Source organism: Paenibacillus sp. GQ49, assembly GCF_059759055.1.
In genome coordinates this window covers 79,077-104,617 of sequence record NZ_JCAXEL010000020.1, presented here as the reverse complement: position 1 = coordinate 104,617, position 25,541 = coordinate 79,077, and the positions used below count along the sequence as shown (strand labels likewise).

Genomic DNA, 25,541 nt, shown 5'->3' with positions numbered 1-25,541 from the left:
AGTTTCATATTCAGGAGTTTGGCCTTTCATTGCGCTTGTGCCCATATGGCATACGTGTATTTCATGATGCGCCAGATCCCTGTACTTAGTTAAGAACAGCGGATATCATAAATCGCCTCCGGGATTGTAATTGTCCGGGTCTATTTCCGCGCTGAGTTCAGCGCGGATTTTTTAATATAGACCTGTAGTGGACTTTGCTTTCCCATACGTTTAGGGCGGAGAATGACGTTTGTTCATTCTCCGCCCTTTTTGCGTTTTCAGGAATACGTTGTACCGCTTTAACTGAAATCCCAATTCAAATTCAAGGAGAGATTACGCATGAATGAAAACACATTAAACAGTTTGGGTTATCCACAAATTCAAAAAAACGTTGCAGACTGCGCCCTGTCTTATCTGGGCAAACGTTATGCCAGAGAACTGAAACCGATGGCAGATGCTCACCTGATTCAGATTCGCCTGGAAGAAACAGCAGAAGCAGCTGCGTTGATTCGCTTCGGAGCCAGCATCCCCCTCCCGTCACTCGACGGAATGGAGACCATTATGGATCTGCTTGGCACCGGTTATCTATTCAGTGAACGCGACTTCAGTCATCTCGCTCAGTTCCTGCGAAGCTGTGCACAACTTATGAAATACATGGAGGGCAAATCCGGGGCCGCTCCCACCGTCAGTCGTTATGCAGCATCCATGATTCTGATCGAACCTTTGCTGAGTGAGATTGAGCGTTGCATCCATAGTGGACGCATTCAGGATCAGGCGAGTAAGGAACTGATTCGAATTCGTAAAAAAATAACGGTGAATGAGGAGCGCATGAAACGAAAGCTTGATTCTCTGGTAAGCAAACATCGCTCCATCATGCAGGAGCATGTCATCAGCCAACGCGGAGGAAGAACGGTTCTGCCCATTAAGAAAGAGTTTCGCAAACAGGTGAAGGGCAGTGTGCTGGATGAATCGGGGAGCGGGCAAACCGTGTATATTGAACCCGTTGAATTAGTAAGTCTGCAGATGGAATTGGCTGCTCTACAAGCCGAGGAGTCCCGAGAGGAGATGAGAATTCTAGGTGATTTAACCTCCCTGGCCGAATCGTACAACCGTGAAATCTCCCTAAATACCGAAACGGTAGGTGTGCTGGACTTCCTGTTTGCCAAAGCCAAATATGCGGCCACCATGGATGGGCGTACCGTTCGAGTCAATACACACGGCCACATCAGCCTTCAACGTGCACGTCATCCGTTCATGGGTTCTTCCATGGTTCCCCTTGATTTTGCAATCGGCAGAACATACTCGTCGCTCATTATTACTGGCCCGAATACCGGTGGTAAAACGGTCGCACTCAAAACACTTGGTTTGTTAACCCTGATGATGCAATCCGGTTTGCTTATTCCGGTCGAGGAAGGTGGCGAGATGGCCGTTTATAACGAGGTAGCGGTTGATATTGGTGACGGACAGAGTATGGAACAAGCGCTCAGTACATTCTCTGCACATATTCGCAATATGATTGGCATACTGGAACAGGCCAATACGTCGACTCTGGTGCTCATTGATGAGATGGCTTCCGGCACAGATCCCGGTGAAGGTGTCGGACTGTCCATCGCCATGCTGGAGGAACTTCACAGCCGCGGAGCAACCGTTGTCGCGACAACACATTTTGGTGAAATCAAACATTTTGCAGCTGCCACGCCAGGATTCGAAAATGCCCGTATGGAATTTGACACCGTTTCTCTCCAGCCGCTGTATCGATTGCGTATCGGAGAAGCTGGTGAAAGTTACGCCTATTCCATCGCATTAAAGCTGGGCATGCCACAGCGAATTATCGAGCGATCCAAGTCCCTGTCAGATCAAAGTATTTCGAGAGATCGTACATTAGGGTTCACGTCATCTCCTTTGGAAACTCCGGTCCTGGCGCCTGATCGTTCCGTTGTAGAATCAGTCAACCCAGCAGAGTTATCTAGGAAGAACCAGTCGAAGCAGTCAAAGGATTCAATCGGTCTCCACAAAAAGACAACAACCAGAGAGTCGGATTCTCCTACTCCTGCCAAAACTTTTCGCAAAGGAGATCGGGTGTATGCGGCCTATCTCAATCAGTCCGGCATCGTCTGTGATGTGGAGGATAGCCGTGGAAATATCGGGGTCATGCTGCGGGGACGCAAAGTCAAAATCCATAAGAAACGCCTGACCCTGCATATATCTGCCAATGAGCTTTATCCAGGTGATGATTATGACTTGGACATTGTGTTAGAAACAAAGGAAAATCGAAAGAAACGTAAATTGATGGGACGCAAACATGTGGAAGGCCTACAGATCGAATTACCGCCTGAAGAATAACCGATGGGAGAAACAGATGTGGTGAACTGGAAGTCATATATACAGAGTGAAATCCATAATCACCGGCGTATTTCTGTTATACTGGGACCAGTATGTTCAACTTCAACTCGTAGCTATTGTACAGGGAGGGAAGAACCGAATGTCTGCAGAACAAGACGATCAAGAGCACATCCATATCGATGTTCTTGTCTGCCCGTTATGCGGGGAAGCTAATCGCTGTTCCTATGCCGCAGGACATCCTCATTCGGAATGTTGGTGTAACCGGGCTACTTTCCTCGAAGGTGTATTTGACCGCATTCCGGCAGATCAGCGCCGAAAATCGTGCATATGTCAACGCTGTTTGGATGACTATGCCGATAAAAGCCAACCAAAAGAAGAGCCACACAGTTAACAACTGTATGGCTCTTCTTCATTATGTCTCATCTATACTATTAGCTTACAGCCATTGCTCTTACATTTGGTTATACTGGGCAACAGCCTGTTCAAGCACCGGATGATGCTCATCCATGGACGTATAATGGTGGAGCGCAGCTGTAATCCCCTTCTCGCGGATCATGTCCTGTAGTTCAACTGCTTCCGGATCATCGGAGACATCGAACTTGCAGGCTGCTGCCATGCCCATAGCCAGATAGGTCGTTTCGCTTCCATCCGCATATGCCTGAAGGGCCGGGCGAACCAGACGATCATTCGGAGACAACTTACGCAGCGGGGAACGACCAACACGAGTAACCTCATCGGTAAGATACGGGTTGACAAACCGTCCCAATATTTTGACAATATACTGCTCATGTTCTTCCGGGTTGAATGCAAAACGCTTCACCAGAACTTTTCCAGTTTCCTGCAAAGCGCCGTATACAATGGATTTCACCTGTTCATCAGCAATAGCCTTCTGAATCGTGTCATACCCGTGCACATTACCGATGTACGCAGCAACGCAGTGTCCTGTATTAACCGTGAACAGTTTACGTTCGATATACGGCTCCAGATCATCGACATATACGATCCCCTCAACCGGTTTGAATGCAGGAGCCATCTGGGAACGGTCCACCACCCACTCGTAAAAAGGCTCCACCTGTACATGCAACGGATCTTCATGATGCTGAATAGGTACAATCCGGTCTACGGCCGAGTCTGGAAAATAAATATACTGATCAGCAAGGGAACGTACGTCTTCATTGAGCAAAGCATATACATGTTCTTTCAATTGTGTACTGGCTCCAATTGCGTTCTCACAAGCAATAATGTGAAGAGGGTTTTGAGCAGGACCTGAATTCAGTCTTTTCTCAAGTCCTTTCGCAATGCCTGGTGCAATATGCTTTAGTACTCCTACACCCACTGCGGTTGTAATCAGATCCGCTTCCACCACGGTTTGGGCAACAGTCTCCAGCTGGGTTCCATCGATTGCATTTACACCTGTGACAGTCTCCTGATCCTTGCTCTCGTTAGCCAGTTCTACCGTATACTGCCCCTGTTGCTGGAGAGCTGTTACCAAGGTCTGATTCACGTCTGAGAAGACCACCTCATACCCCGCACGGGACAGAATCAAGCCGATAAACCCGCGTCCAATGTTACCTGCGCCAAAGTGTAGGGCCTTCATAGCTCCATTTCACTTTCCAGAATAGCAATAACTTCTTCGGCTGTTTTCGCCAGACGCAGGGCCTCCATATTCTCATCCTCAGCACAGATTACCGCGATGCTAGTCAAGATCTCCATATGTTCTCCGCCTTGAGCCGCGATACCAATGACCATATAGGCTTTTTCTTCGCCAAAATCAACACCTTGTGGATACTGAATAACAGAGATACCTGTGGATAAAATGAAAGCTTTGGATTCCTTCGTACCGTGTGGGATCGCAAGGCCGTTCCCTACATAGGTCGAGACAATCTCTTCACGTTCAATCATCTTCTCAATGTAATCAGCGGTAATATGTCCCGCATCCTTCAGAATCTGTCCTGCCATGCGAATCGCTTCGTATTTATCCTGAGCCGTCGCATTCATGATGACTTTATCTGTTGTTAACATACTCATAATGGTTGACCTCCAATTTCGGTTTTACTGCGATAAAATCCAACGAGTTCCTGGGACAGGTAATGAATGAGTTCATCCCTGATTCCCTTTTCCAGCAATGTAATCATTTCTTCCTGTAATAACAGGGCGCTGATCTCACTGAGAACCTCCAGGCTTTCCTTGGATAATTCTCGGGGACCAAGCATCAAGAGAACATGAGTAACTCCTGCCGGATCATCCGGCGTACGAAGAAGTGGCTCCGTGAGCTGAAACAAACTAATGGACGGCCTGTAAATTCCCTCACTGCGTGTATGAAACAACGCAAGTCTTGTGCCGGGAATCTTCTGACTCCCTACTGCCTCACGTGCCTCCAATCGTTTCGCCACCTCCTCCGGTTCCTTCAACACACCAGATCCATGGAGGACGTTGCACATCGCATACACCGTTTTATAGAATCCGATATCTTGGTTATCCAGCGGATACACCTGAAACTTGCCAATAATTCGGACGATCTCAACTAAAATAGCTTCCATTCCATCCGGGTCAGAGTAACGACTTGTCGTCTGAACCTCTATTTCACGGGGGTTATTATGCTGTTGTTGTAATGTTGTTGTTCGGATAAAATGACGCAGACGTTCGCTCTCTTCCGCCGTAAGCAGTGGACTCACTTTGTAATACTGATGCTCATCCATCGGCAGATCAACAGTGGATAACACCAGATCATATTGATCTGTAGGTATCCGGGCAGCTTCATACCAGGACACGCTGTCCATGATCCGAATCTCGGGAATCTCCTTGGATAATCGGCTGGAAAGCATGCGTGCTGATCCGATTCCGCTTGTACACACGATGATGGCCCTGATCTCCCGTTTCAATGCACGTAACCTCTCGATGGAAGCGCCAAAATGCATGACCAGGAAACCAATTTCCTCATCCGGAACGTCAGTACCTGGCCAAGCTTGATGCACGGATTGTTTGACCTCTTCGAAGAGGGAATCATAATCCTTGCGAATCTGCTGCAGTAGCGGATTACGGATCATCTGTTGCCCTTCAATTCGCTCCATGACAGGTTGCATATGACCAAGCAGACCTTCACGAAGCAAACGATCCTCATGAAAGGCGTAATGCGTTCTCGCCTGCATCTGATCAATCAGTGAATGTACCCTGTCCAGTAAAATCAAGTCGTCTATTGGCAACAGCCTCGAAGAGTGAATTCGCTGCTCTGTCTCAACTAATAGTCTGTGAAAATAAGCTTGCTCATCTTGGGAGAATGTCAGCCCCAGCTGGGTGGATAACACACCACACAAGCGGGAAGCCATATAAGGTGGAACCTTCATCTCATCTTGCTCTGCAACTTCATCTCCCGTGTTCTCTTGTGGAGACATACGGCCAATGCCAAAGCCTTTACGAATACGTACAACCGCTACGGCTAATTGAATCAGCAACTTCATGTATTGGCGTTCCGGGATGTTCTCCAGCCATTCGATGTCTGGTTGCCATAACGCATTTTCGACCGTAAGCACATCACCGTGTCCAATCATATCCAACAGTTTTTGGTTTACGACGGAGCCCCCTTGTTCTGGCTGTCTTCCGAATAGGTCGGACTCATCCAAAAATTCGAGAGCAAGTGCAGCTATGGCTGTGCGATGAATCGTCTCACTTCCGTTAATCTTGACGCCATATCCACGTCTGCGAACCAGCTTTAGTCCCGCCTGACGAATCCGTGACTCCAGATCGTCCAGATCCGTGGTTACGGTGGATACGGTCACTTTCAGATCCGAAGCCAAGGCGAGTAACTTTACAGGCTCCGGTTCATCCAGCAGGATGCAAAGCATGAAGAGCTTACGCTCTTCTGGCGTAAACTCTACATATTCTTTACCCTCTAGTTGCTGGCGTAATACAGCCAGATCATCGGAACCGGCATCGATTCGGATACCGGTTCCTGATTTTTTTTCCAGCCTCATGCCCAAAGGTTCAAGCCATTGTTCAATCATTTGCAGCTCCCGGTGAACCGTTCGGGTACTGACCTTTACTTCAACGGCGATTTCGCCGGCAGTAACTTCATGTGGATGCTCTAGCAGGAACTCCACGATTTCACGTTGTCTTTTGGTAATACTCATATCTCAGCCTCCGGCTCAGGGAAAACAAATGCGTGCAATTACTTCAGACGTTCAACGAGCGCATCGTATTCCGGGCTTTTTAGGAAGTTGTCGATGGATATATGTTCTGCATTCGGTGCAACGGAGCGGGCACGATCGGTCAATACTTGTTGTGTGATCACCACGTCTGCATCCGACGGGATATCACTGATAGCCGTATTGGTCACCGTAACGTCAATCCCCTCTGCCTTCATCTTCTTGCGTAGAATGGAAGCACCCATGGCACTTGACCCCATGCCTGCATCACAGGAGAAGACAATTTTCTTCACGTCTGTTTTCACTGTAGAAGAAGCCATATCTGCGGCTGCTTCACGTTGATTAGCCGTAATACCAGCGTTTGGCACGGTTCCTTGACTCTTCATGTCTTTCATCCGACTGGATGCGGACTCCAGATCTTCGTCTTTTTGTTTACCCGTTTTCAGCAACACTGCTGCAACCAGGAAGGATACGACTGCTGCTACAAGCACCCCTGCGAGCATCGGCAGGTATCCACCTTTTGGTGTTAAGAGGAAATACGCGATAATACTACCCGGTGATGGTGCCGAAACAAGTCCTGCTCCGGTGAGCATGAATGTTAATGTACCTGCGACGCCACCCGCAATTGCGGCAAGAATCAGAATCGGTCTCATCAAAATGTAAGGGAAGTAGATCTCATGAATTCCCCCGAAGAAATGAATGATAACGGCACCTGGTGCAGAAGATTTGGCCATTCCGCGTCCGAAGAAACAGTAAGCAAGCAAGATACCAAGTCCCGGACCCGGGTTCGATTCAAGCATGTATAATACGGATTGCCCTAATTCTCTCGCTTGATCTGTTGCAATCGGTGTCAGAATCCCGTGGTTGATTGCATTGTTCAGGAACAATACTTTACCTGGTTCAATGATTAGGTTGACCAGCGGTAACAAGCCCAGATTCATTAAGCCTTGTACCCCGGCAGACAATACTTTGCTAATCGCTTCTACAGCAGGCCCGATGCCCAGTAGAGCAAAAATCCCCAAGATCCCGCCAATAATACCGGCTGAGAAGTTGTTAACCAGCATTTCAAATCCGGCTCTAATTTTACCTTCAATCGATTTATCGAACTTTTTGATGATCCATGCTGCCAGTGGTCCGGCAATCATGGCACCGAGGAACATCGGGATATCACTACCCACGATGACCCCGATGGTCATAATGGCACCCACGACACCACCACGCTGACCATGCACCATCGTACCCCCGGTGTAACCAATTAACAGTGGCAGCAAATATTTGATCATCGGATCAACTAGCTGTGCAAGCGTCTCGTTAGGGAACCAGCCTGTTGGAATGAACATGGCTGTAATTAATCCCCAGGCGATGAACGCTCCCATATTCGGCATGACCATACCACTCAGGAATCGGCCAAAACGTTGCACACCTACCCGTAGCCCACCTTTGGAATTGGACGTTTGGTCCAAATTACTCATTGTATTATCCTCCTTGGATCAAGTGATTATGATTTATGAAAGGGGTATCATTTCTCCCCTGCTGTAATCCTAAGCGAGAATGCTCTCCTGTTCAATGAAATGAAAGCGTACTTTCGTCATGAACAATGATGACAACATTAGGTTATGTAATCGTTTTAATCGATGCATAATGGCTGAACCCATTGATACACAAGGCTTTTTTTGCCTATGACTTTTATCATTTCCAGAATCATTTTCTAACCTATAGCTTGGTCCAATCAGTTGATTTACATCCACAATCTGCTTCAATCCACATTCAAAACCATTGTTGGAAAGCACAAAAAACCTGTGCAAGCTATCAGGCTCACACAGGTCGAAACAATATGAAGCTCATTTCATTTGGTTATAAAATATATGTTAATAAGTACAAGTTCGTTGATACTATTCTTCCGTATGTTTCCGATACGCGTCTGCATTCATCAATGTAGACAATGCTGCTGTCAGATCTCCCTCAACACGGATCTCAATCATCCAGCCTTCCTCGTAAGGAGAGCTGTTCACAAGTTCAGGAGAGTCCTGCAACGAATCATTCACCGCAATGATTGAACCAGTGACTGGAGAAAACAAGTCCGACACCGTTTTGACCGATTCGATCGTTCCAATGCTGTCCTCTGCTTTTACATTGGTTTCAAGGTCAGGCAATTCCACAAACACAATGTCACCCAGCTGATGCTGCGCGAACTCGGTAATGCCAATACGTACAGTATCCTCCCCTACGGTTTGCACCCATTCGTGCTCTTCACTGTACAGGAAATCACTTTTCAATTCGCTCATCGATATCCGCCTCGCTTTTCATTAATGAGTACATGCGTTCTTTGACCTTAACCTTTTTCCCAGAACATAGCGTATGATATTTTTGAATCAAATGTCAAGATACCTCACAATTTATTTGCTGAACACCTCTAAATCCTGTAACCGGATTACACTCTTTCTTCATATACTGGTGAATATTAGAATAGTAAGCGCACTCTTTATAAATACACGAACAATAATACCTAAAATAGATTAAATATTCGGTTTTAAATCATTATCTATGATATCGTTCTTGACATCGGTAGTGGATTCACGTTTTAATGAGAGGAGTAAATGTGTTTATTGGACCATGATATACCCGCGGATGAATGTAAAGGGAGAGATTACCCGTGACACCCGATTCGGGATGCACATGAGGTAACGCCGAAGGAGTAAACCACCGATAAGCGGGGGTGAATCTCTCAGGCAAAAGGACTTTTACGGGACGCAACTCTGGAGAGCATCTATTCGCCCTGTGCGGGCGTTATGATCACCCAAGGGGAAACCTGCTGCACAACGCAGCGGGGTAACTCTCAGGTACAAGGGACAGAGCCTTAGAATACAGCGTGCTACTTGGCATGCCGATTCTTTGGCCTGTCCTTTTCCTTTTTCCCAAAAAAACGAAAAACAGGATGTAGAATGGCGCTGCCATAGCTGCCTTACCATACTTATGTGATGAAATTATCTAGCTGAAAATTTAAAAATACCCTGGTTCATTGATCCACGATTGTATATCAGGCTGGCTGACGGCCAATAACGAGGTGATTTGATGTCCGATTTGCTTAGAACACCACTCTTCCCACTATATCAGCAATATGAAGGCGTACGGTGCATTGATTTTGGAGGCTGGGAGCTTCCGGTACAATTTAGCGGAATCCAGAAAGAACATGAAGCGGTACGCGAGCGTGCTGGACTGTTTGATGTATCCCATATGGGCGAATTCACAGTACAGGGTGAGCAGGCCGAAGTTTTTTTGCAACAAATGACGACCAATGATGTGACCACGCTGGTTCCCGGTCAAGCACAGTACACCCTGATGTGTTATCCAGATGGCGGTGTGGTGGATGATCTGCTCGTGTATAAGCTGGAAGATCAGCATTATATGCTCGTGGTTAACGCCTCCAACATCGACAAGGATTGGGCGTGGCTGCAAGAGCACTTGATCCCCGGCGTAAGCATGACCAACGATTCGGAGCAGACGGCGCTACTCGCCCTGCAAGGACCACTGGCTGTAGATATTATCGGAAAAGTTACAGATACGGATGTATCCACGATTGAACCGTTTCGTTTTGTGCAGGATGCTGAAGTATGTGGAGTAAAATTACTGTTGTCCCGTACCGGTTATACCGGTGAAGATGGCTTTGAACTATATATTCCTGCAGATCAGGCCGCTGTGGTCTGGAATGGGTTAATGCAAGCGGGTGAAGGTCACGGACTCGTACCAACCGGACTTGGTGCCCGGGATACACTACGATTTGAAGCGAAGCTCCCCCTGTATGGACAGGAATTGTCGGCAACCATCTCTCCGCTCGAAGCTGGCGTAGGCATGTTTGTGAAGCTGAATGCCGGACCTTTTATCGGATACGAAGCCTTGTTACAGCAAAAAACTGACGGGCCTGCCCGCAAACTGGTCGGCATCGAAGTGCTGGAGCGTGGTATTCCCCGGCCCCACTATCCGATTTACGCCGAAGGCGTACAGATTGGTGAAGTTACTACAGGCACACAATCACCTACATTGAAGCGTAATCTGGGGCTTGCCCTCATCGACAGCAAATACGCTGCGCTGGGAACCCCGCTTGAGATTGAGATTCGCGGCAAGAAATTAAAAGCCGAGGTCGTGAAGACCCCTTTTCATAAACGGACACGTACGTCGAAGACACCTACTCAAGGAGCTGATCAAGCATGAGCAAGCACCGCTACATTCCCATGACTGAGCAAGATCAGAGCGCCATGCTCGCAACCATCGGTGTGGATACGCTGGAGAATCTGTTTCAGGACATTCCGCAGGAGATTCGTTATCAGGGCGAGCTGCCCGTATCCTCCAAACTTGATGAATATGCGCTGACACGTCATATGTCCAAACAAGCCGGCGCCAACGCCAATTTCGAAACACACGCCAGCTTCCTCGGCGCAGGTATATACGATCATCATGTTCCTTCCGTCATCAATCATGTCATTTCCCGTTCCGAGTTCTACACTGCCTACACACCTTATCAGCCTGAGATCAGCCAAGGTGAACTACAGGCCATTTTCGAGTTTCAGTCCTACATCTGTGAATTAACCGGTATGGCTGTAGCCAATGCCAGCATGTATGACGGCGCAACAGCTTTTGCGGAAGCCGGTAATCTCGCCGCAGCAGCAACACGTCGCAAACAACTTATCGTATCCCGTACCGTTCATCCGGAAGCCCGTCAGGTATTGCAGGCATATGCGCACGGATTAAGTCTGGAGATTGTCGAGATTGGTTATAAGGATGGAGTAACTGACTGGGATGCTCTGCAAGCCGCCATCTCAGACGATACCGCTGCTGTCATGATCCAGAGTCCGAACTTCTTTGGTGCCGTGGAAAATGTGAAGCAGGCTGCCGACCTCGTGCATGCGCACAAGGGCCTGCTCGTTGTAAGTGCCAACCCGCTATCGCTGGGTCTGCTGGAAGCCCCAGGCAAGCTGGGTGCCGACATCGTTGTAGGTGATGCGCAGCCCCTCGGCATCGCCGCTTCACTCGGCGGCCCAACATGCGGATATTTCGCCGTATCCCAGCCTCATATGCGCCGAATTCCTGGCCGAATTGTAGGCCAAACAACCGATCGCAACGGCAAACGTGGTTTTGTACTCACACTGCAAGCACGTGAACAGCATATCCGCCGCGAAAAGGCGACATCCAACATCTGTTCCAACCAAGCTTTGCTTGCGCTCAGCGCATCTGTGTATATGTCCATCATGGGTAAACAGGGTATGATCGATGTCGCGGATCTGAATCTGCAAAAGAGTCATTACACCCTCAATACATTAACTGCGATTCCTGGAGTTAGCCTTACTTTTAATGCACCAACATTTAATGAGTTTGTAATTAAGCTTCCTGAAGGAACCGATGTGGATGGTCTTCAGTTGAAACTGCTGGATGCGGGCTTTATTGGTGGTTACGAACTCGGACGTGATTATCCGGAGCTTTCCGGACATATGCTGATTGCTGTTACCGAACGGCGCACTAAGGAAGAGATTGACGAATTCGCACGAGCATTGGAGGGATTGCTGTGACTCAGGAAACGACAACGACAACATCGGTACAAGGACAATCGGTAACAGGTACCTCTGTCTCCACTTCGGTTCAACCTGAGACGGATACAACATTTAGTGCACAGACCTTATCTCCTGCTCCAGAACAATCATTGATTTTTGAACTCAGCAGCCCTGGACGTGTCGCTTATTCCTTGCCAGAATGTGATGTTCCTCGTCAGGCTGCCGATACGTTGATTCCCCGGGAAATGCTCCGTTCGGAAGCAGCAGCACTGCCGGAAGTGTTTGAGGTAGATGTTATTCGACACTATACCGCATTGTCCCGCCGCAACTTCGGCGTAGATAACGGATTCTACCCACTGGGCTCTTGTACAATGAAATACAATCCGAAGATCAATGAGGACGTGGCCCGTTATAACGGTTTCGCCAAAATCCATCCGTACCAGCATGAATCCAGCATTCAAGGTGCACTTGAACTGTTATATACGTTGCAAAACGACCTTGCAGGTCTGACAGGTATGGACGCTGTGACCTTGCAACCAGCCGCTGGTGCCCATGGAGAATGGACTGGACTCATGATGATTCGTGCCTACCACGAAGGTCGTGGTGAACAACGTACCAAAGTCATCGTACCCGATTCTTCTCATGGTACCAACCCGGCAAGTGCAACCGTTGCAGGATTTGAAACTGTGACGATTCCATCCCGCGCAGATGGACTGGTCGATCTGGACGCACTCCGTGCAGCAGTTGGTTCCGATACGGCAGCATTGATGCTGACCAACCCGAATACACTTGGTTTGTTCGAGAAAGACATTCAGGAGATTGCATCCATCGTACATCAGGCTGGTGGCTTGTTGTACTACGATGGAGCCAACTCGAATGCCATTATGGGTATTACCCGTCCGGGTGATATGGGCTTTGATGTGGTGCATCTGAACTTGCACAAAACCATGAGTACGCCTCATGGCGGTGGTGGACCCGGTGCCGGACCAGTCGGCGTGAAGAGTCGTCTGATTCCGTTCCTGCCTAAACCCATGGTAATTAAAAATGATGACGGTATGTATGCATTCGATCGTGAAGGCGATCAATCCATTGGCCGAGTGAAAGCCTACTACGGTAACTTCGGTATATTGGTACGTGCCTATGCCTACATTCGTACCTATGGACCGGAAGGATTGCGCCGTGTATCTGAATGTGCGGTACTCAATGCTAACTATATGATGGCCCGCCTCGCACCATACTACGAGATTCCGTATCCGGGTGTATGCAAACATGAATTTGTCATGTCTGGTCGGGGGTTGAAGCAATATGGTGTACGCACACTTGACGTTGCCAAACGATTGCTTGATTTTGGATATCATCCACCAACCGTGTACTTCCCGCTCAACGTCGAAGAATGCATTATGATCGAGCCGACAGAAACCGAAAGTAAAGAAACGCTGGATGGGTTCATTGATACGATGATACGGATTGCCAAAGAAGCGGAAGAGACACCTGAATTAGTCCTGAACGCACCTTATGGCACACCGGTTACTCGACTCGATGAGACTACCGCAGCCCGCAAACCTGTACTGAACTGCGCTTGCAGTTAAAACTAAGTGAGTTTCTTATCCATGCTCTTGCTGATGTTAACTACACCAGTAAGAGCATTTTTTTGGCTAGACATTACAGGACTTTTCCCTCGTACTCCCCTTTATTCCCTATACATCTACGCAACAAAAAAAGCCGATATCCACAATGAATCGCGGATATCGGCAAAATCGCTACATCAATGCAGCTTATTATCGGAAAAAGAAAAAACCTCAAATCCGGAGGAAACCCCGGCAAAATTACGCTTGAATGCTTTGAACCAATTCAACAACTTGTTCAGCCGTTTGCATATCCAGAGCTTTAGCAGCCAGTTCCTGCATATCCGCACGGGACAATTTGGTGATCTGACTACGAGCTGGCAGAATGGAGGTTGCGCTCATGCTGAACTCATCCAATCCAAGACCAAGCAACAATGGAATTGCTGTTTCGTCTCCTGCCATCTCACCACACATGCCAACCCATTTGCCTTCACGATGCGCTGCATCGATAACCATTTTAACCAAACGCAAAATGGCTGGGTTGTAAGGTTGGTACAGATACGCTACTCTTTCGTTCATACGGTCAGCAGCCATTGTGTATTGAATCAGATCGTTCGTTCCGATACTGAAGAAATCCACTTCTTTGGCAAACTGATCCGCCAGAACTGCAGTCGAAGGAATTTCGACCATGATTCCGAGTTGAATGCTGTCAGAAACAGCAATGCCTTCAGCAACCAGCTTCTCTTTCTCTTCGAGCAAGACAGCTTTTGCTTCACGGAATTCACCGAGTGTTGCGATCATCGGGAACATGACACGCAGGTTTCCATGTACGCTTGCACGCAGCAATGCACGCAATTGTGTACGGAAGATATCCAGACGGTCCAGACACAGACGAACTGCGCGGAAGCCGAGGAATGGATTCATTTCTTTTGGCAGATCCAGGTATGGAAGCTCTTTGTCTCCACCGATGTCGAGTGTACGAACAACAACAGGTTTACCTTCCATTTTTTCCAGTACCGCTTTGTAAGCATTATACTGAATGTCTTCGGAAGGGAGCTTGTCTCTGCCCATGTACAAGAACTCGGTACGGTACAGGCCTACAGCCTCGCCACCGTTCTCCAGAACACCAGTTACATCATTTGGTGTACCGATGTTGGCTGCAAGTTCAACATGAACGTTATCTACCGTTACCGTTGGCTCATCACGAAGTTTTCTCCACTCTGCACGTTGTGCATCATACTGTTCCTGTTTGGCACGGTATTCAGCAATAACTTCATCAGTAGGGTTAACCAGTACGTGACCATCCAGACCGTCAACAATGATCATATCGCCTTGTTTCGCTTGAGCCAAGATGTCCTTGGTTCCAACAACAGCTGGAATTTCAAGTGAGCGCGCCATGATCGCCGAGTGAGAAGTACGTCCACCAATGTTGGTTGCAAAACCTTTAACAAATTGGCGGTTCAATTGAGCCGTGTCGGAAGGTGTTAGATCCTCCGCAAGCACGATCACTTCTTCATTGATCTCAGCCGGACTCATGAAGTCGATACCAAGCAAGTGATTTAGCACACGTTTGGTAACGTCACGCATATCTGCAGCACGTCCCTGCAGGTAAGCACTCTTCATGTTCTCAAACATGGAGATAAATTGCGATGCTGTTTCGTTCAAAGCAAATTCTGCATTGATCATGTCATCCGCAATTCTAGCTTTAACCGGATCAATTAGTTCCGGGTCATTCAGAATGAGCAAATGCGAAGCAAAAATCTCTGCTTTTTTCTCGCCAAGCTCTTGTAAAGTGCGCTCTTTGATCGCCTCAAGCTCAGCCTGGGATTTACCCAGAGCTGAGTCGAGTTTCGCGATCTCTGCGTCAACGTCGTTAATTTGGCGTTTTTCTACAGAGTAGTCAGGATGCTCCAAGATAAACGCCTTGGCGATAGCAATACCCGCCGAAGCCGCGATCCCGGAGACATTAAGCATTAATTTCGCCCAACCCTTCGTTAACCATAACGTCAGTCAAAGCTTGAAGAGCTTCAGCTTCGCCTTCGCCTTCAACGATGATGCTGATGGTGTCGCCTTGTTCCAATCCGAGGGAAAGAACACCCAGAATGGATTTCAAAGTTACTTTTTTACCGTTAGCTTCTGCAAAGGATTCTGCACCTTTGAATTTGTTTGCTGTATTTACCAGGGCTGTCGCCGGACGTGCGTGGATACCATCTTCGTCTGTAATTCTGAATGTTTGTTGCATTACAATCATCTCACTTTCAGTAGTTTGGTTTAGGCATTGCATATATTTACACTTGCTTGCCATTGTCGTAACACTTCTTATTTTATCTCAATGATTGGCTGTTCGCCAACTTTCAGCACTCCGCTCTTCTTCAGAGTTACTGTGGAGCCCTCTGGCAGGTTGGTGAAAATAACTGGTGAAATGATCGAAGGAGCGTTTGCTTTGACATACTCCAGATCCACTTCCATAATCGGCTGACCTGCCGATACCAGATCACCTTCCTGTACCAGTACGTTAAAGCCTTGACCTTTCAGCTTCACCGTATTAACACCTATATGAACAAGCACTTCCTTGCCACCATCGGACATGATGCCCACGGCATGTTTGCTTGGAAATACATTAAACACTTTACCATACACAGGAGAAGTTATCGTACCATCATGTGGCAAAATTGCGAATCCATCACCTGTCATTTTCTCAGCAAAGACCGGATCAGGTACGTTTGTAATGTCCAGCAATTCACCGTTGACTGGCATGACGATATCCTCAGCAACGATGCGCTCGCCTTGCTCACCTTGTGCCTTCTCCTCTTCAGGAGTTGGTTTGGCAGCTGCTGGCGTTGGTGCTGGTGTTCGTCCTGCAATAATATCCTGCATTTGAGATTTGATCGTGTCGGAACGTGTACCGAAGATGGCTTGAACATTATTACCCACTTCAAGTACACCAGATGCACCCAATTGTTTCAAACGATCTTTTTTCACATTGGATTTCTCATTAACTTCAATCCGCAAACGAGTAATACAAGCGTCCAGATGTTTGATATTCTCTTTGCCACCGAAAGCTTCAAGAATGTTATGGGGCAGCTCATCCGTTGAACCAGAGCCTCCGCCAGATTCGGTTTCAGGCGTTGCATCCTCTCGTCCAGGTGTTTTGAGATTAAATTTGCGAATGATAAACCGGAAACCGAAGTAATAGATCACCGCAAGAATCAATCCGACAATAATAACGTCCCACCAAGGTGTACGGTTCGGAATAATCCCGAAGATCAGGAAGTCAATGAACCCACCGGAGAAGGTCATACCGATCTTGACACCCAGAATTTGCATGGTCATGAAAGACAAACCTGCAAAGATACAGTGTACTGCAAACAGGACTGGTGCTACAAACAGGAACGAGAATTCTAGTGGTTCCGTGATCCCTGTCAGGAACGAAGTCAATGCTGCAGAGCCCATGATACCTGCTACATACTTTTTGTGTTCCGGTCTTGCTTCATGGTACATCGCAAGTGCGGCCGCTGGCAAACCAAACATCATGAACGGGAATTTACCAACTTGGAATGTTCCCGCTGTGAGGTTCACACCATCACGCAATTGATTGAAGAAGATTTGCTGGTCACCACGAATGACATCTCCAGCTTTGTTTACGTACTCACCGAACTCAAACCAGAATGGGGAGTAGAAAATGTGGTGAAGACCAAACGGAATTAATGACCGTTCCACAACTCCGAAGATGAATGCCGACAATGTCGGGCTTGTATCTACCATGAAATGAGATACAGCATTCAATCCATTTTGAATCGGTGGCCAGATAATCACCAGAAGCAACCCGATTAAGAGGGATACAACCGAAGTGATAATCGGAACGAAACGTTTACCCGCAAAGAAACCAAGGTAAGACGGCAGTTCGATTTTGAAAAATCGATTGTAACACAGCGCGGCGGCAATACCTATGATAATACCTCCGAACACGCCCGTACTTAATGTTGGGATACCCAAGATGCTGGCATAACCCGGTACTTCACCGATCATTGCTGGAGTAACCCCTACTGCGGTACCCAGTGTGACATTCATGACCAGATAACCGATGATCGCTGCGAGACCTGCAACCCCTTCGCCACCGGCCAATCCGACGGCTACACCGACGGCGAACAGCAATGCCAGATTATCGAATACGATCTGACCTGCATTCATCATAATTGTTGCGATCGAGTTCACCCAAGGGGTGTCGAGCGCCGTTACATATTGCAAGAAATCTGGATTAACCAGCATGTTACCAATTCCGAGCAGCAAACCTGCCGCAGGTAGAATGGCTACAGGCAGCATGAGAGCTTTACCTACTCTTTGCAATACACCAAAAAGCTTTTTGAACATCGCGTCGTTTCTCCCTTTCGTCTATGTTATATGTTGTGATACAAGCAAGGGAACACAAAAAAGGCATGAATTAACAAAGTGAAATGTGCCAACCTTGGGGTATAGCATACCCTGTACAAGGAAAGAACAATCACACTTTAATTAACTCATGCCTGATCGAGTCAGTAACACGTCGCTTATGTTTATTCAGTTGCTTGATTACGGAAATCATTGTAGCACCAGTTCTAATCCATTGCAAGCCTTTACACCAAAAAAATAAATTCCGCATTCCATCACTGGAATGATCTCACTTATTCTCTTCTTCCTTCCGCTGATTCAGCCTTTGCAGATGAATGGTCAGATAACCTACCTCCGCAGGATAAACCGGCAGTTTCAGTCTTTTCTCCATTACTTTGGTCAGTTTCCATGCAAGCGAGTACATTTCGGGATACTCCAACTTAAGCAGGGAATCCAACTTATGAAGCTCTTCCACTTTGTCTCCACGGCGAACACGCTCAAGAGCGAAACGAAGATGAGTCAGCAAACGAGAGTAATCGAGTGATTCCGTTTCAAACGAATAATCGAGTTGATCGGACACCAGGTTCACCAAATCAGTGATCAATTGTGAATGTTCACGTACCTGGGATATATTTTGATTGGTCATTGCACTATAGATATGGAGGGCAACAAAACCAATCTCGTCCATCCCCAAATCTACGCCCATTCTCTCTTTGATCAAACGAACAGCGTATTCTCCCATTCGATATTCTTCAGGATAAATCTCGCGGGTTTCATATAAAAATGGATTTTGTATGATAATGCCCTGCTCCTTGCGTTTTAACGCGAAAGAAATGTGATCGGTTAATGCAATATGGATATGTTCATTCAGAGGAACGTCCGTACGCTCTGCAATATACGTAATAACTTCGTTAATAATCTCGATCAGTGCTTCATCCACCTGTGGAAGAAGCTGTTTGTACTGCTCTTGCTCCTGCTGGTTTTTCAAAATGAACATTTTCTCCACAGCCATCAATGGAATGTGATCACTCGGTTTTCGGTTAAAGCCAATGCCTTTACCAATAACAACGACTTCCCCGTGTTCAGGATGCTGTGCAATGATTACATTATTATTTAGCGCTTTATCTACATGCAGGCTGCTCATTGTTTGCACCTCTTTTTCACACCATCTTAGGTGTGATTAAGTCACACCCTGTTACGAACGAAAAGACACCCGGAGCGGGCAAACCGCGCCGGACGTCTCGCTTAAAAAGTAACAAAAATTCGTCTTAAGGTCAATAGAGCAACCCTGCAAGATTCGAAGTGCTTCTTACTCGTCAACGCCAGCCCTTTCCACAATCTTGTCGATTATAGAAGGAGTTGTAACAGCCTCGCTCTGTTGAATGGCAACTGGCGCAGGTGTTTTGGACTTCGTAAGGCCTTTAATCAGCTGCTCTACATCGATGCCGGATACACTTTTGAGCATCTCTGGAGCGGTCGCCATAAGTTCGGTAACATAGTTGCTTACTCGCGCTGCACCTTCACCTTTACCTGTATCTACCACCGTCAATTTATCGATGGATGCAATTGGCTCTGCAATTTTGCCAGCCAGTTCAGGCAGCATTTTGACAATGATATCGAGTACAGCCGCTTCGCCAAACTTCTGGAATGCTTCTGCCAGTTTTTCCTTCGCTTCTGCTTCTGCAAGACCACGCAAACGAATAACTTCTGCATCAGCTGTACCTTTGGCAAGTTCCGCATCCGCCATGGCCTGACCTTCAAGTCGCTTCTGTTCAGCTGTTGCTTTGGCGTGTGTTTCGATGGAATACTGTACCGCATCGGCTTCACGCATTCTCTTGGCTTTATCCGCTTCGGCTGCCTGCTCCACCGCATAACGATCCGCTTCTGCCTTTTTCTTCACTTCAGCATCATATTGCTTCTCACGTACAACGATTTCTTTTTCCTGAAGATCGATCTCACGTTCTTTACGAACGAGTTCAACCTTCATTTCTTCTTCCACCACGGTCTGTCTCGCACGTGCTTCATGGATATGGTACGCCTGATCGGCTTCCGCTTTGGCTGTATCCTGATCCCGTTTAAACGTGGCTACTTTCAGTTCCTTCTCTTTGGCTGCCTCGGCGATATTCGTATCACGCAGCAACTCTGCTTTTTGCCCCTGTTCTTCCGCATTAGCCTTCTGAATACGTGCATCACGCATCGCTTCCGCTTCAGCAATCTCGGCATCCCGCTTCACAGCAGCAATTCTCGGTTTACCGAGAGCATCCAGGTAACCCTGTTTGTCACGAACATCCTTGATGGTAAATGAAACAATTTGCAGACCCATTTTTTTCAAATCTCTAGCTGCTACGCCTTGAACCTCTTGGGCAAAACGATCCCGGTTCCGATATACTTCTTCCACCGTCATTGTACCGAGGATGGCCCGCAAATGCCCCTCCAGTACCTCCTGTGCTTCGCTTCTCAGCGCTTCTACAGGTTTACCGATGAATTGCTCAGCTGCCGTAGCAACGTCCTCTACAGCGCCCCCAACCTTGATAATAGCTACACCGTCAGCAATAACCGGAACCCCTTGCTCCGTGTACACTTCAGGTGTGGAGACATCCAGCTTGTGGGACAACAAGGAGATAAACTCGGACTGCTGGAATACCGGCAGGATAAATGCACCGCCACCACGAACAATCTTAATTTTTCGGCCAGAATCATCATCGGAGATATTTTTGCTACCCAGGAATGAACCCGTAACGATCATCGCCTCATCCGGTCCAACCGTTTTGTATCTCGCCCAGAAAGCCAATCCTAAAATCAGAATCACACCAACCACAACTATGGGAATCAACAAAACATCCCAGTTCAAATTTAAATCTCCCATTCCACATCTCTCCCCTTATTCATTCATGATGAGTGCTTAAACTAATTAAGAATACTTTATAAATCTTTAAGTACATTTTCATCCCATTCCGACACACGCAATACGCCATCTACAACATCCACCACAACAACACGTGCTCCCGCCGCAATGGGGAGGTGTTCAAAACTGGATGCCGTTTGAATCGTACTACCGGATGCAAAGCGGATCATGACTTCGCCAAAACCTTTTTCCGGCACCGGAATGGTGATTTCCCCAATTTTCCCAGATAACTCTTTCATTGAAAATGCAATCGAGACATCGCTGTTACGCATCGGTTTGATATATGCGAAGAATACCAGCATGGCTGCAGCAATACCTATAAGCAGGGATAGTATTAGACCGGACATGGCACTTAATGAACTATAACGTGTCAGCAAAATACCTGCTCCACCAAAGGTTGTAATGGAACCAGCTAACACAACGGGTTTGAAAAAATCAAGGCCTGGCATTTCAAAAGCTCCGTCCAGCAAGCCATCAATCAAGTCACCCAGCACAAGGCTGACAACCGCAAATATCGCCCCTCCGATTAGACACCCCCAATACATTGTTTCCATCCCCTGTTCCTCCTCTCTCTGCCGCAAATTCATCCTAACTGAGCATTCCACATGTAAATAAATACGTAGCTACCATCAAAATGTTTCAAAATCTTTCCTCAAATGTATTCTGGAGCCGATAATGGGTATTATCACAACATTCTGTTCTCCTTGCTTCATGTTCCTCCATTATTCTCGTGCAGAGCCGAATACACGAAAAAACCGCAAGCCCCCATGAAGGAGACTTGCGGTTATTGGACAACAGAATGTGTCCTTTCACTATGCAGTGATTATAGAATTACAGAGAAGCCTTGTAGATGGATACAACATCTTCCCGTTGCAGTTTCTTGAAGTTACCGAATGGACCAAACAGCATCGCTTTGTCAGCCATTACGTCGATCTGGCTGTCATCGATATCGTAATCTGCCAAACGGTTAGGTGCACCAATGGATGTCCAGAATTTGCTGAGCGCATCGATACCTTCTTCAGCAATCTGTCTGTCCGACTTGCCTTCAGGGTTCACTTCGAATACATTAATTGCCAGACGTTTGAATCGATCCACATTCACATCCAGGTTATGTTTCATCCAGTGTGGGAACAAGATCGCAAGTCCACCACCGTGTGGGATATCATACACTGCGGATACCGCATGTTCAATATTATGTGTTGCCCAGTCGCCTGCGAGACCCATATTCAGCACGCCATTCAGTGCCATTGTTCCGCAATACAGAATTGTTTCGCGCAGTTCATAGTTCTCCAGATCTTCAACCAGACGAGGCGCTGCTTCCATGACGGTACGCAGAATCGTCTCACAGAAGCCGAGTTGAACCGGTGTGTTGGCGTCCAGATGGAAGTAATGCTCCAATACGTGAGACATCATATCCACCATCCCGTATACCGTTTGGTCCAGTGGAACAGTGTATGTATTCACTGGATCCAGGATAGAGAATGCAGGGAATGAGTATGCGCTGCCCCAGCCCAATTTTTCTTGAGTATCCTGATTCGTAATAACCGAACCGGAGTTCATCTCCGAACCAGTTGCTGCCATCGTCAATACCGTACCGAGTGGAAGTGCATCCTGTGCAACGGCTTTGCGCTGAGCAAAATCCCACATATCGCCATCATACTTGGCACCTACAGCAATGGCCTTGGAGCAGTCCAGTACACTGCCGCCACCTACAGCGAGGATCAGGTCGATGTTATTTGTTTTACAGAGGTCTACCCCTTTATGCACCGTAGAAAGACGCGGGTTAGGTTCCACACCTGCCAGTTCAGTCACTTCTGCTCCAGCTTCCTTAAGCAAACCGATCACTTGATCGTACAGCCCACTGCGTTTGATACTGCCGCCACCATATACAAGCAGAACCCGTTTACCGTATTTCGGCACTTCTGTTTTCAATGCTTCCAGTTGTCCTTTGCCAAAAATCAGCCGGGTTGGATTATAGAATTGGAAAGATCTCATATCTATTGTCGCCTCCAATGGAGTTTAGAATTTTTAGTGCAACTCCAATTATAGTACCCTGTTTATAGAAAAACAAATCCATAGTCACTCACTTTATAACAACCCGTTAATCTCCAAATGGGCTCGAAACATCTCGCTCGTTGAAGGCAAATCCTCAGCATCCACCCATGTTTCTGAGGCCCATAATCCAGCCTGTTTGAATGCCCGCGGACAATGGATAAAACACTCTTCCACATCTACAATGACAGCCGCACCTATGGTTTTACCACTCCAGCCCATACTGGCGATGAATTCCTCATCCTTGGTAATGGATGCTGTACCATTTATACGCAGCACTTCATTCATACCCGGAATCAAAAAGAGCATACCAATACCAGGGTTCGATAACATGTTCAACAACGAGTCTATACGCCGATTGCCTGGGCGTTCGGGATAAACGAGCCGGTATGTATCATAGACTTTCACAAATCCTGCTCCATCACCCCGAGGTGACACATCACTTTTTCCATCACGATCGGAGGTGGAGAGGAAAAACAATGGTGACATGGATATAAAGTTCTGAACATGTGAATCCACAAATGAAATTGCCTTGTTACGCACATGTTCATGCGGTTCACCCACCATGCCTTGCAGTTCCTCAGCATCTGTAATCAACGGAATATTCAATGCCTGCTTCTCCAATTAATTCGTCCCCGTTTCTTCATTGAGTTATGTTTTCAATGGCTTTCCACCATTATACATGCGGGAACTGACATCTTCCATTTCTGAGAACGAATATGAGTGCCGTCATTGAAAATACCGCGACTCCATGTGCCCTCGGCTCACCTATTGAAGATTCAGTATTGTTAATCTCATCTAACAGTTGTACTGTAACCAAAAGGACTTCAAAATTCTTAAAATAAATAAGGAGGTTAGTGGATTGAAAAAAGCAAGCATCTTCGTCTTTGCTCTGCTAATGTTCCTCGTACCCTGGGGACAGATGGTTATGTATGCTGAGCCGAATAAAGAAGAGGATTTCATAACAAGCACCAACGCTCATGGAATCACAATAAACGACTATGTGGGCACTTCGAAAGATGTCATTATTCCCGACACTATTCACGGACAAAAAGTAACTATTATTGGTGACAAAGCATTTTACAGCGATCATTTGACTTCTGTAGTTATTCCGCATACCGTCTCCACTATTGGGGAATGGGCATTTGCATCTAACCAGCTGACTTCTATTGTTATTCCAAATTGTGTCTCTTCCATTGGACTTGCTACATTTATGGACAATCAACTGACTTCTGTCGTCATTCCAGATAGTGTCTCCTCTATCGGAGCGATGGCATTTGCGGACAATCGGCTGGCGACTGTCTTCATTCCAGCTAGCGTGTCGTCTATTGGTTTCTCAGCGTTTGATGGCAACTCATCCCTTATTATTACGGGTTTTGATCCTTCAGAGGCTCAAGATTTCGCTTACTGGGATGACATTCCCTTTCAAAAACTGAATGTGGTCGTCTCCTTTGACTCCAATGGAGGGAACCCGGTTGCAGTCACTCAAGCCACTTATGGGCAAACCATTGTGCCTCCCACTCAACCTACCAAGGACGAGTTTTTGTTTGAAGGCTGGTACATAGATTCGGTATACTCCCTTCCCTGGGATTTTGCCAGAGATACCGTGACTGGGGACATCACGCTATACGCCAAGTGGACGAGTTCAGTGACAACTGCGTCCAAAGATACGATTAAGGAAGATCCCATTCCAGCTTTGACCGTCTCTTTTGACTCTCAAGGCGGAAGCCCCGTTTCCTCTGCTATTGCTAAGAATAATCAAGCAATTGCGCCTCCCACTCAGCCAAGCAAGAGCGGGTTTTCATTTGATGGATGGTACATAGACTCGGCATTATCTCTTCCCTGGAATTTTGACCGAGATACCGTAACTAAGGACATAACGCTATATGCCAAATGGGTAAAGACTAATAGCTCTGAAAACCATGGTAGTAGTTCTTCTTTCTGGACCAGTAGCTCTATTACGGCCGCATCATCCCAGGAATCTTATACAGGAACGGAACTTAAAACCGAACCTAAACTTAAAGTTGAACCTGAACCTAAAGTGCCAACAATATCATTGACCCCAGTTGTGTTCAGTGATATTTCAACCCACTGGGCACGCTTGATGATTGAAAATATCGCTGCACGTGGTCTGATAACAGGATATCCCAATGCCACATTCAGGCCTAACCAGCCAATCTTGCGTAAACACATGGCTCGTATAATCAACGGAGCGTTTGAGCTACCGATAATCCGAAAGGCTGCTCCCTTTGAAGATGTAGAGCCCACACATCCCTACTTTGATGCTATATCTCGACTACAAGAGGTCGGCCTTATTGATGGGTCCCATATTTCGAACGGCTTAAATGATTTCTTCCATCCGGATGCTGTACTTACACGTGCTGAGGCAGCAAAAATTCTGGTACTCGCGCTGGGCCTGCCGCTGATCCAAACGAGTTCTTTTGAGGATGTGCCCTCCTCCCACTGGGCTCACGACTACATAGCCACACTGGCCGAGACTCGAATGGTTGTGGGATATCACGGACTGTTCAGGCCGGATGACTCCCTAACCCGAGCCGAGCTGGCTGCCCTGATCTATCGTTCAATTCCAACAGAACAAACGACTGCCTCACAACTCCGTTAAAAATCATATTCAAAAAAAACA

The 25,541-nt window shown here is 47.1% G+C and carries 19 protein-coding genes and 2 riboswitches; of the genes, 6 read left to right on the top strand and 13 right to left on the bottom strand.

The window, feature by feature from the left end:
- Nucleotides 1-318: 318 nt before the first annotated feature.
- The gene (locus tag AC6CIF_RS25940; RefSeq protein WP_498202085.1) at nt 319-2,322 is read left to right on the top strand and encodes an endonuclease MutS2; all 2,004 of its coding nucleotides are present in this window, start codon (nt 319-321) and stop codon (nt 2,320-2,322) included.
- Nucleotides 2,323-2,461: 139 nt separating this feature from the next.
- Nucleotides 2,462-2,713: a cysteine-rich CWC family protein gene (locus AC6CIF_RS25935; RefSeq protein ID WP_498202084.1), complete on the top strand. Its 252-nt coding sequence runs from the start codon at nt 2,462-2,464 to the stop codon at nt 2,711-2,713.
- Between the two features lie 60 nt (nt 2,714-2,773).
- On the opposite strand, the gene AC6CIF_RS25930 is transcribed toward AC6CIF_RS25935, so the two are convergent.
- The 5 genes from AC6CIF_RS25930 to gcvH all read right to left on the bottom strand — a co-directional run bounded on the left by AC6CIF_RS25930 (nt 2,774) and on the right by gcvH (nt 8,749).
- Nucleotides 2,774-3,919, bottom strand: coding sequence for a mannitol-1-phosphate 5-dehydrogenase (locus AC6CIF_RS25930; RefSeq protein ID WP_498202083.1), 1,146 nt, complete (start codon nt 3,917-3,919; stop codon nt 2,774-2,776).
- Nucleotides 3,916-4,350, bottom strand: a complete 435-nt coding sequence (locus AC6CIF_RS25925) for a PTS mannitol transporter subunit IIA (RefSeq protein WP_017686856.1) — start codon at nt 4,348-4,350, stop codon at nt 3,916-3,918. The genes AC6CIF_RS25930 and AC6CIF_RS25925 overlap by 4 nt, the downstream gene beginning before the upstream one ends.
- Nucleotides 4,347-6,449, bottom strand: coding sequence for a BglG family transcription antiterminator (locus AC6CIF_RS25920; RefSeq protein ID WP_498202082.1), 2,103 nt, complete (start codon nt 6,447-6,449; stop codon nt 4,347-4,349). The genes AC6CIF_RS25925 and AC6CIF_RS25920 overlap by 4 nt, the downstream gene beginning before the upstream one ends.
- A 38-nt stretch (nt 6,450-6,487) precedes the next feature.
- Nucleotides 6,488-7,936 carry a PTS mannitol transporter subunit IIBC gene (locus AC6CIF_RS25915; protein ID WP_498202081.1) on the bottom strand — a complete coding sequence of 483 codons (1,449 nt, stop codon included), beginning with the start codon at nt 7,934-7,936 and terminating at the stop codon, nt 6,488-6,490.
- A 420-nt stretch (nt 7,937-8,356) separates the two neighbouring features.
- A complete protein-coding gene (gene gcvH, locus AC6CIF_RS25910) occupies nt 8,357-8,749 on the bottom strand; it encodes a glycine cleavage system protein GcvH (protein ID WP_047844042.1) in 393 nt (130 codons plus the stop codon).
- Between the two features lie 343 nt (nt 8,750-9,092).
- Nucleotides 9,093-9,215: riboswitch (glycine riboswitch) on the top strand.
- A 3-nt stretch (nt 9,216-9,218) separates the two neighbouring features.
- A riboswitch (glycine riboswitch) is annotated at nt 9,219-9,319 on the top strand.
- A 217-nt stretch (nt 9,320-9,536) separates the two neighbouring features.
- Between gcvH and gcvT the strand changes: the two genes are divergently transcribed.
- The 3 genes from gcvT (at nt 9,537) to gcvPB (ending at nt 13,596) form a co-directional block, all read left to right on the top strand.
- Complete coding sequence (gcvT, locus tag AC6CIF_RS25905; protein ID WP_498202080.1) at nt 9,537-10,673, top strand: glycine cleavage system aminomethyltransferase GcvT; 1,137 nt, start codon at nt 9,537-9,539, stop codon at nt 10,671-10,673.
- The gene (gene gcvPA / locus AC6CIF_RS25900) at nt 10,670-12,025 is read left to right on the top strand and encodes an aminomethyl-transferring glycine dehydrogenase subunit GcvPA (RefSeq protein WP_498202079.1); all 1,356 of its coding nucleotides are present in this window, start codon (nt 10,670-10,672) and stop codon (nt 12,023-12,025) included. Before gcvT ends, gcvPA begins: the two co-directional genes overlap by 4 nt.
- A 131-nt stretch (nt 12,026-12,156) precedes the next feature.
- Entirely contained in the window at nt 12,157-13,596 is a 1,440-nt protein-coding gene (gene gcvPB / locus AC6CIF_RS25895) for an aminomethyl-transferring glycine dehydrogenase subunit GcvPB (RefSeq protein WP_105601851.1), read from the top strand.
- A gap of 237 nt (nt 13,597-13,833) precedes the next feature.
- Here the strand turns inward: gcvPB and ptsP are convergent, their stop codons facing one another.
- The 8 genes from ptsP to AC6CIF_RS25855 form a co-directional block, all read right to left on the bottom strand.
- Nucleotides 13,834-15,546 carry a phosphoenolpyruvate--protein phosphotransferase gene (ptsP, locus tag AC6CIF_RS25890; RefSeq protein ID WP_498202078.1) on the bottom strand — a complete coding sequence of 571 codons (1,713 nt, stop codon included), beginning with the start codon at nt 15,544-15,546 and terminating at the stop codon, nt 13,834-13,836.
- On the bottom strand, nt 15,539-15,814 hold the full coding sequence (locus AC6CIF_RS25885) for an HPr family phosphocarrier protein (RefSeq protein WP_036617010.1): 276 nt from the start codon (nt 15,812-15,814) through the stop codon (nt 15,539-15,541). Before AC6CIF_RS25885 ends, ptsP begins: the two co-directional genes overlap by 8 nt.
- Before the next feature lie 77 nt (nt 15,815-15,891).
- On the bottom strand, nt 15,892-17,943 hold the full coding sequence (ptsG, locus tag AC6CIF_RS25880) for a glucose-specific PTS transporter subunit IIBC (protein WP_498202077.1): 2,052 nt from the start codon (nt 17,941-17,943) through the stop codon (nt 15,892-15,894).
- 286 nt (nt 17,944-18,229) lie between these two features.
- Complete coding sequence (gene glcT / locus AC6CIF_RS25875; protein WP_076212401.1) at nt 18,230-19,084, bottom strand: glucose PTS transporter transcription antiterminator GlcT; 855 nt, start codon at nt 19,082-19,084, stop codon at nt 18,230-18,232.
- Nucleotides 19,085-19,249: 165 nt separating this feature from the next.
- Nucleotides 19,250-20,806, bottom strand: coding sequence for a flotillin lipid rafts scaffold protein FloT (gene floT / locus AC6CIF_RS25870; RefSeq protein ID WP_336765211.1), 1,557 nt, complete (start codon nt 20,804-20,806; stop codon nt 19,250-19,252).
- Between the two features lie 56 nt (nt 20,807-20,862).
- Nucleotides 20,863-21,399 (bottom strand): NfeD family membrane protein, encoded by a 537-nt coding sequence (locus AC6CIF_RS25865; protein ID WP_076212403.1) that lies wholly within the window; start codon nt 21,397-21,399, stop codon nt 20,863-20,865.
- A 277-nt stretch (nt 21,400-21,676) separates the two neighbouring features.
- Nucleotides 21,677-22,840: an iron-containing alcohol dehydrogenase gene (locus AC6CIF_RS25860; protein WP_047844049.1), complete on the bottom strand. Its 1,164-nt coding sequence runs from the start codon at nt 22,838-22,840 to the stop codon at nt 21,677-21,679.
- A 93-nt stretch (nt 22,841-22,933) separates the two neighbouring features.
- On the bottom strand, nt 22,934-23,506 hold the full coding sequence (locus AC6CIF_RS25855) for an MSMEG_1061 family FMN-dependent PPOX-type flavoprotein (protein WP_498202076.1): 573 nt from the start codon (nt 23,504-23,506) through the stop codon (nt 22,934-22,936).
- Nucleotides 23,507-23,759: 253 nt separating this feature from the next.
- Here AC6CIF_RS25855 and AC6CIF_RS25850 point away from each other — a divergent pair, with 253 nt between their 5' ends.
- Nucleotides 23,760-25,520 (top strand): InlB B-repeat-containing protein, encoded by a 1,761-nt coding sequence (locus AC6CIF_RS25850; protein ID WP_498202075.1) that lies wholly within the window; start codon nt 23,760-23,762, stop codon nt 25,518-25,520.
- Nucleotides 25,521-25,541: the final 21 nt, after the last annotated feature.

Excerpts from the sequence above, each read along its gene's own strand:
- AC6CIF_RS25865 (WP_076212403.1), bottom strand. The coding sequence starts at position 21,399 with ATGGAAACAATGTATTGGGGGTGTCTAATCGGAGGGGCGATATTTGCG.
- AC6CIF_RS25935 (WP_498202084.1), top strand. The coding sequence starts at position 2,462 with ATGTCTGCAGAACAAGACGATCAAGAGCACATCCATATCGATGTTCTT.
- ptsP (WP_498202078.1), bottom strand. The coding sequence starts at position 15,546 with ATGCTTAATGTCTCCGGGATCGCGGCTTCGGCGGGTATTGCTATCGCC.
- floT (WP_336765211.1), bottom strand. The coding sequence starts at position 20,806 with ATGGGAGATTTAAATTTGAACTGGGATGTTTTGTTGATTCCCATAGTT.
- AC6CIF_RS25860 (WP_047844049.1), bottom strand. The coding sequence starts at position 22,840 with ATGAGATCTTTCCAATTCTATAATCCAACCCGGCTGATTTTTGGCAAA.
- AC6CIF_RS25930 (WP_498202083.1), bottom strand. The coding sequence starts at position 3,919 with ATGAAGGCCCTACACTTTGGCGCAGGTAACATTGGACGCGGGTTTATC.
- AC6CIF_RS25915 (WP_498202081.1), bottom strand. The coding sequence starts at position 7,936 with ATGAGTAATTTGGACCAAACGTCCAATTCCAAAGGTGGGCTACGGGTA.
- gcvT (WP_498202080.1), top strand. The coding sequence starts at position 9,537 with ATGTCCGATTTGCTTAGAACACCACTCTTCCCACTATATCAGCAATAT.
- AC6CIF_RS25920 (WP_498202082.1), bottom strand. The coding sequence starts at position 6,449 with ATGAGTATTACCAAAAGACAACGTGAAATCGTGGAGTTCCTGCTAGAG.
- AC6CIF_RS25885 (WP_036617010.1), bottom strand. The coding sequence starts at position 15,814 with ATGCAACAAACATTCAGAATTACAGACGAAGATGGTATCCACGCACGT.
- gcvPA (WP_498202079.1), top strand. The coding sequence starts at position 10,670 with ATGAGCAAGCACCGCTACATTCCCATGACTGAGCAAGATCAGAGCGCC.
- glcT (WP_076212401.1), bottom strand. The coding sequence starts at position 19,084 with ATGAGCAGCCTGCATGTAGATAAAGCGCTAAATAATAATGTAATCATT.
- gcvH (WP_047844042.1), bottom strand. The coding sequence starts at position 8,749 with ATGAGCGAATTGAAAAGTGATTTCCTGTACAGTGAAGAGCACGAATGG.
- ptsG (WP_498202077.1), bottom strand. The coding sequence starts at position 17,943 with ATGTTCAAAAAGCTTTTTGGTGTATTGCAAAGAGTAGGTAAAGCTCTC.
- AC6CIF_RS25925 (WP_017686856.1), bottom strand. The coding sequence starts at position 4,350 with ATGAGTATGTTAACAACAGATAAAGTCATCATGAATGCGACGGCTCAG.
- AC6CIF_RS25940 (WP_498202085.1), top strand. The coding sequence starts at position 319 with ATGAATGAAAACACATTAAACAGTTTGGGTTATCCACAAATTCAAAAA.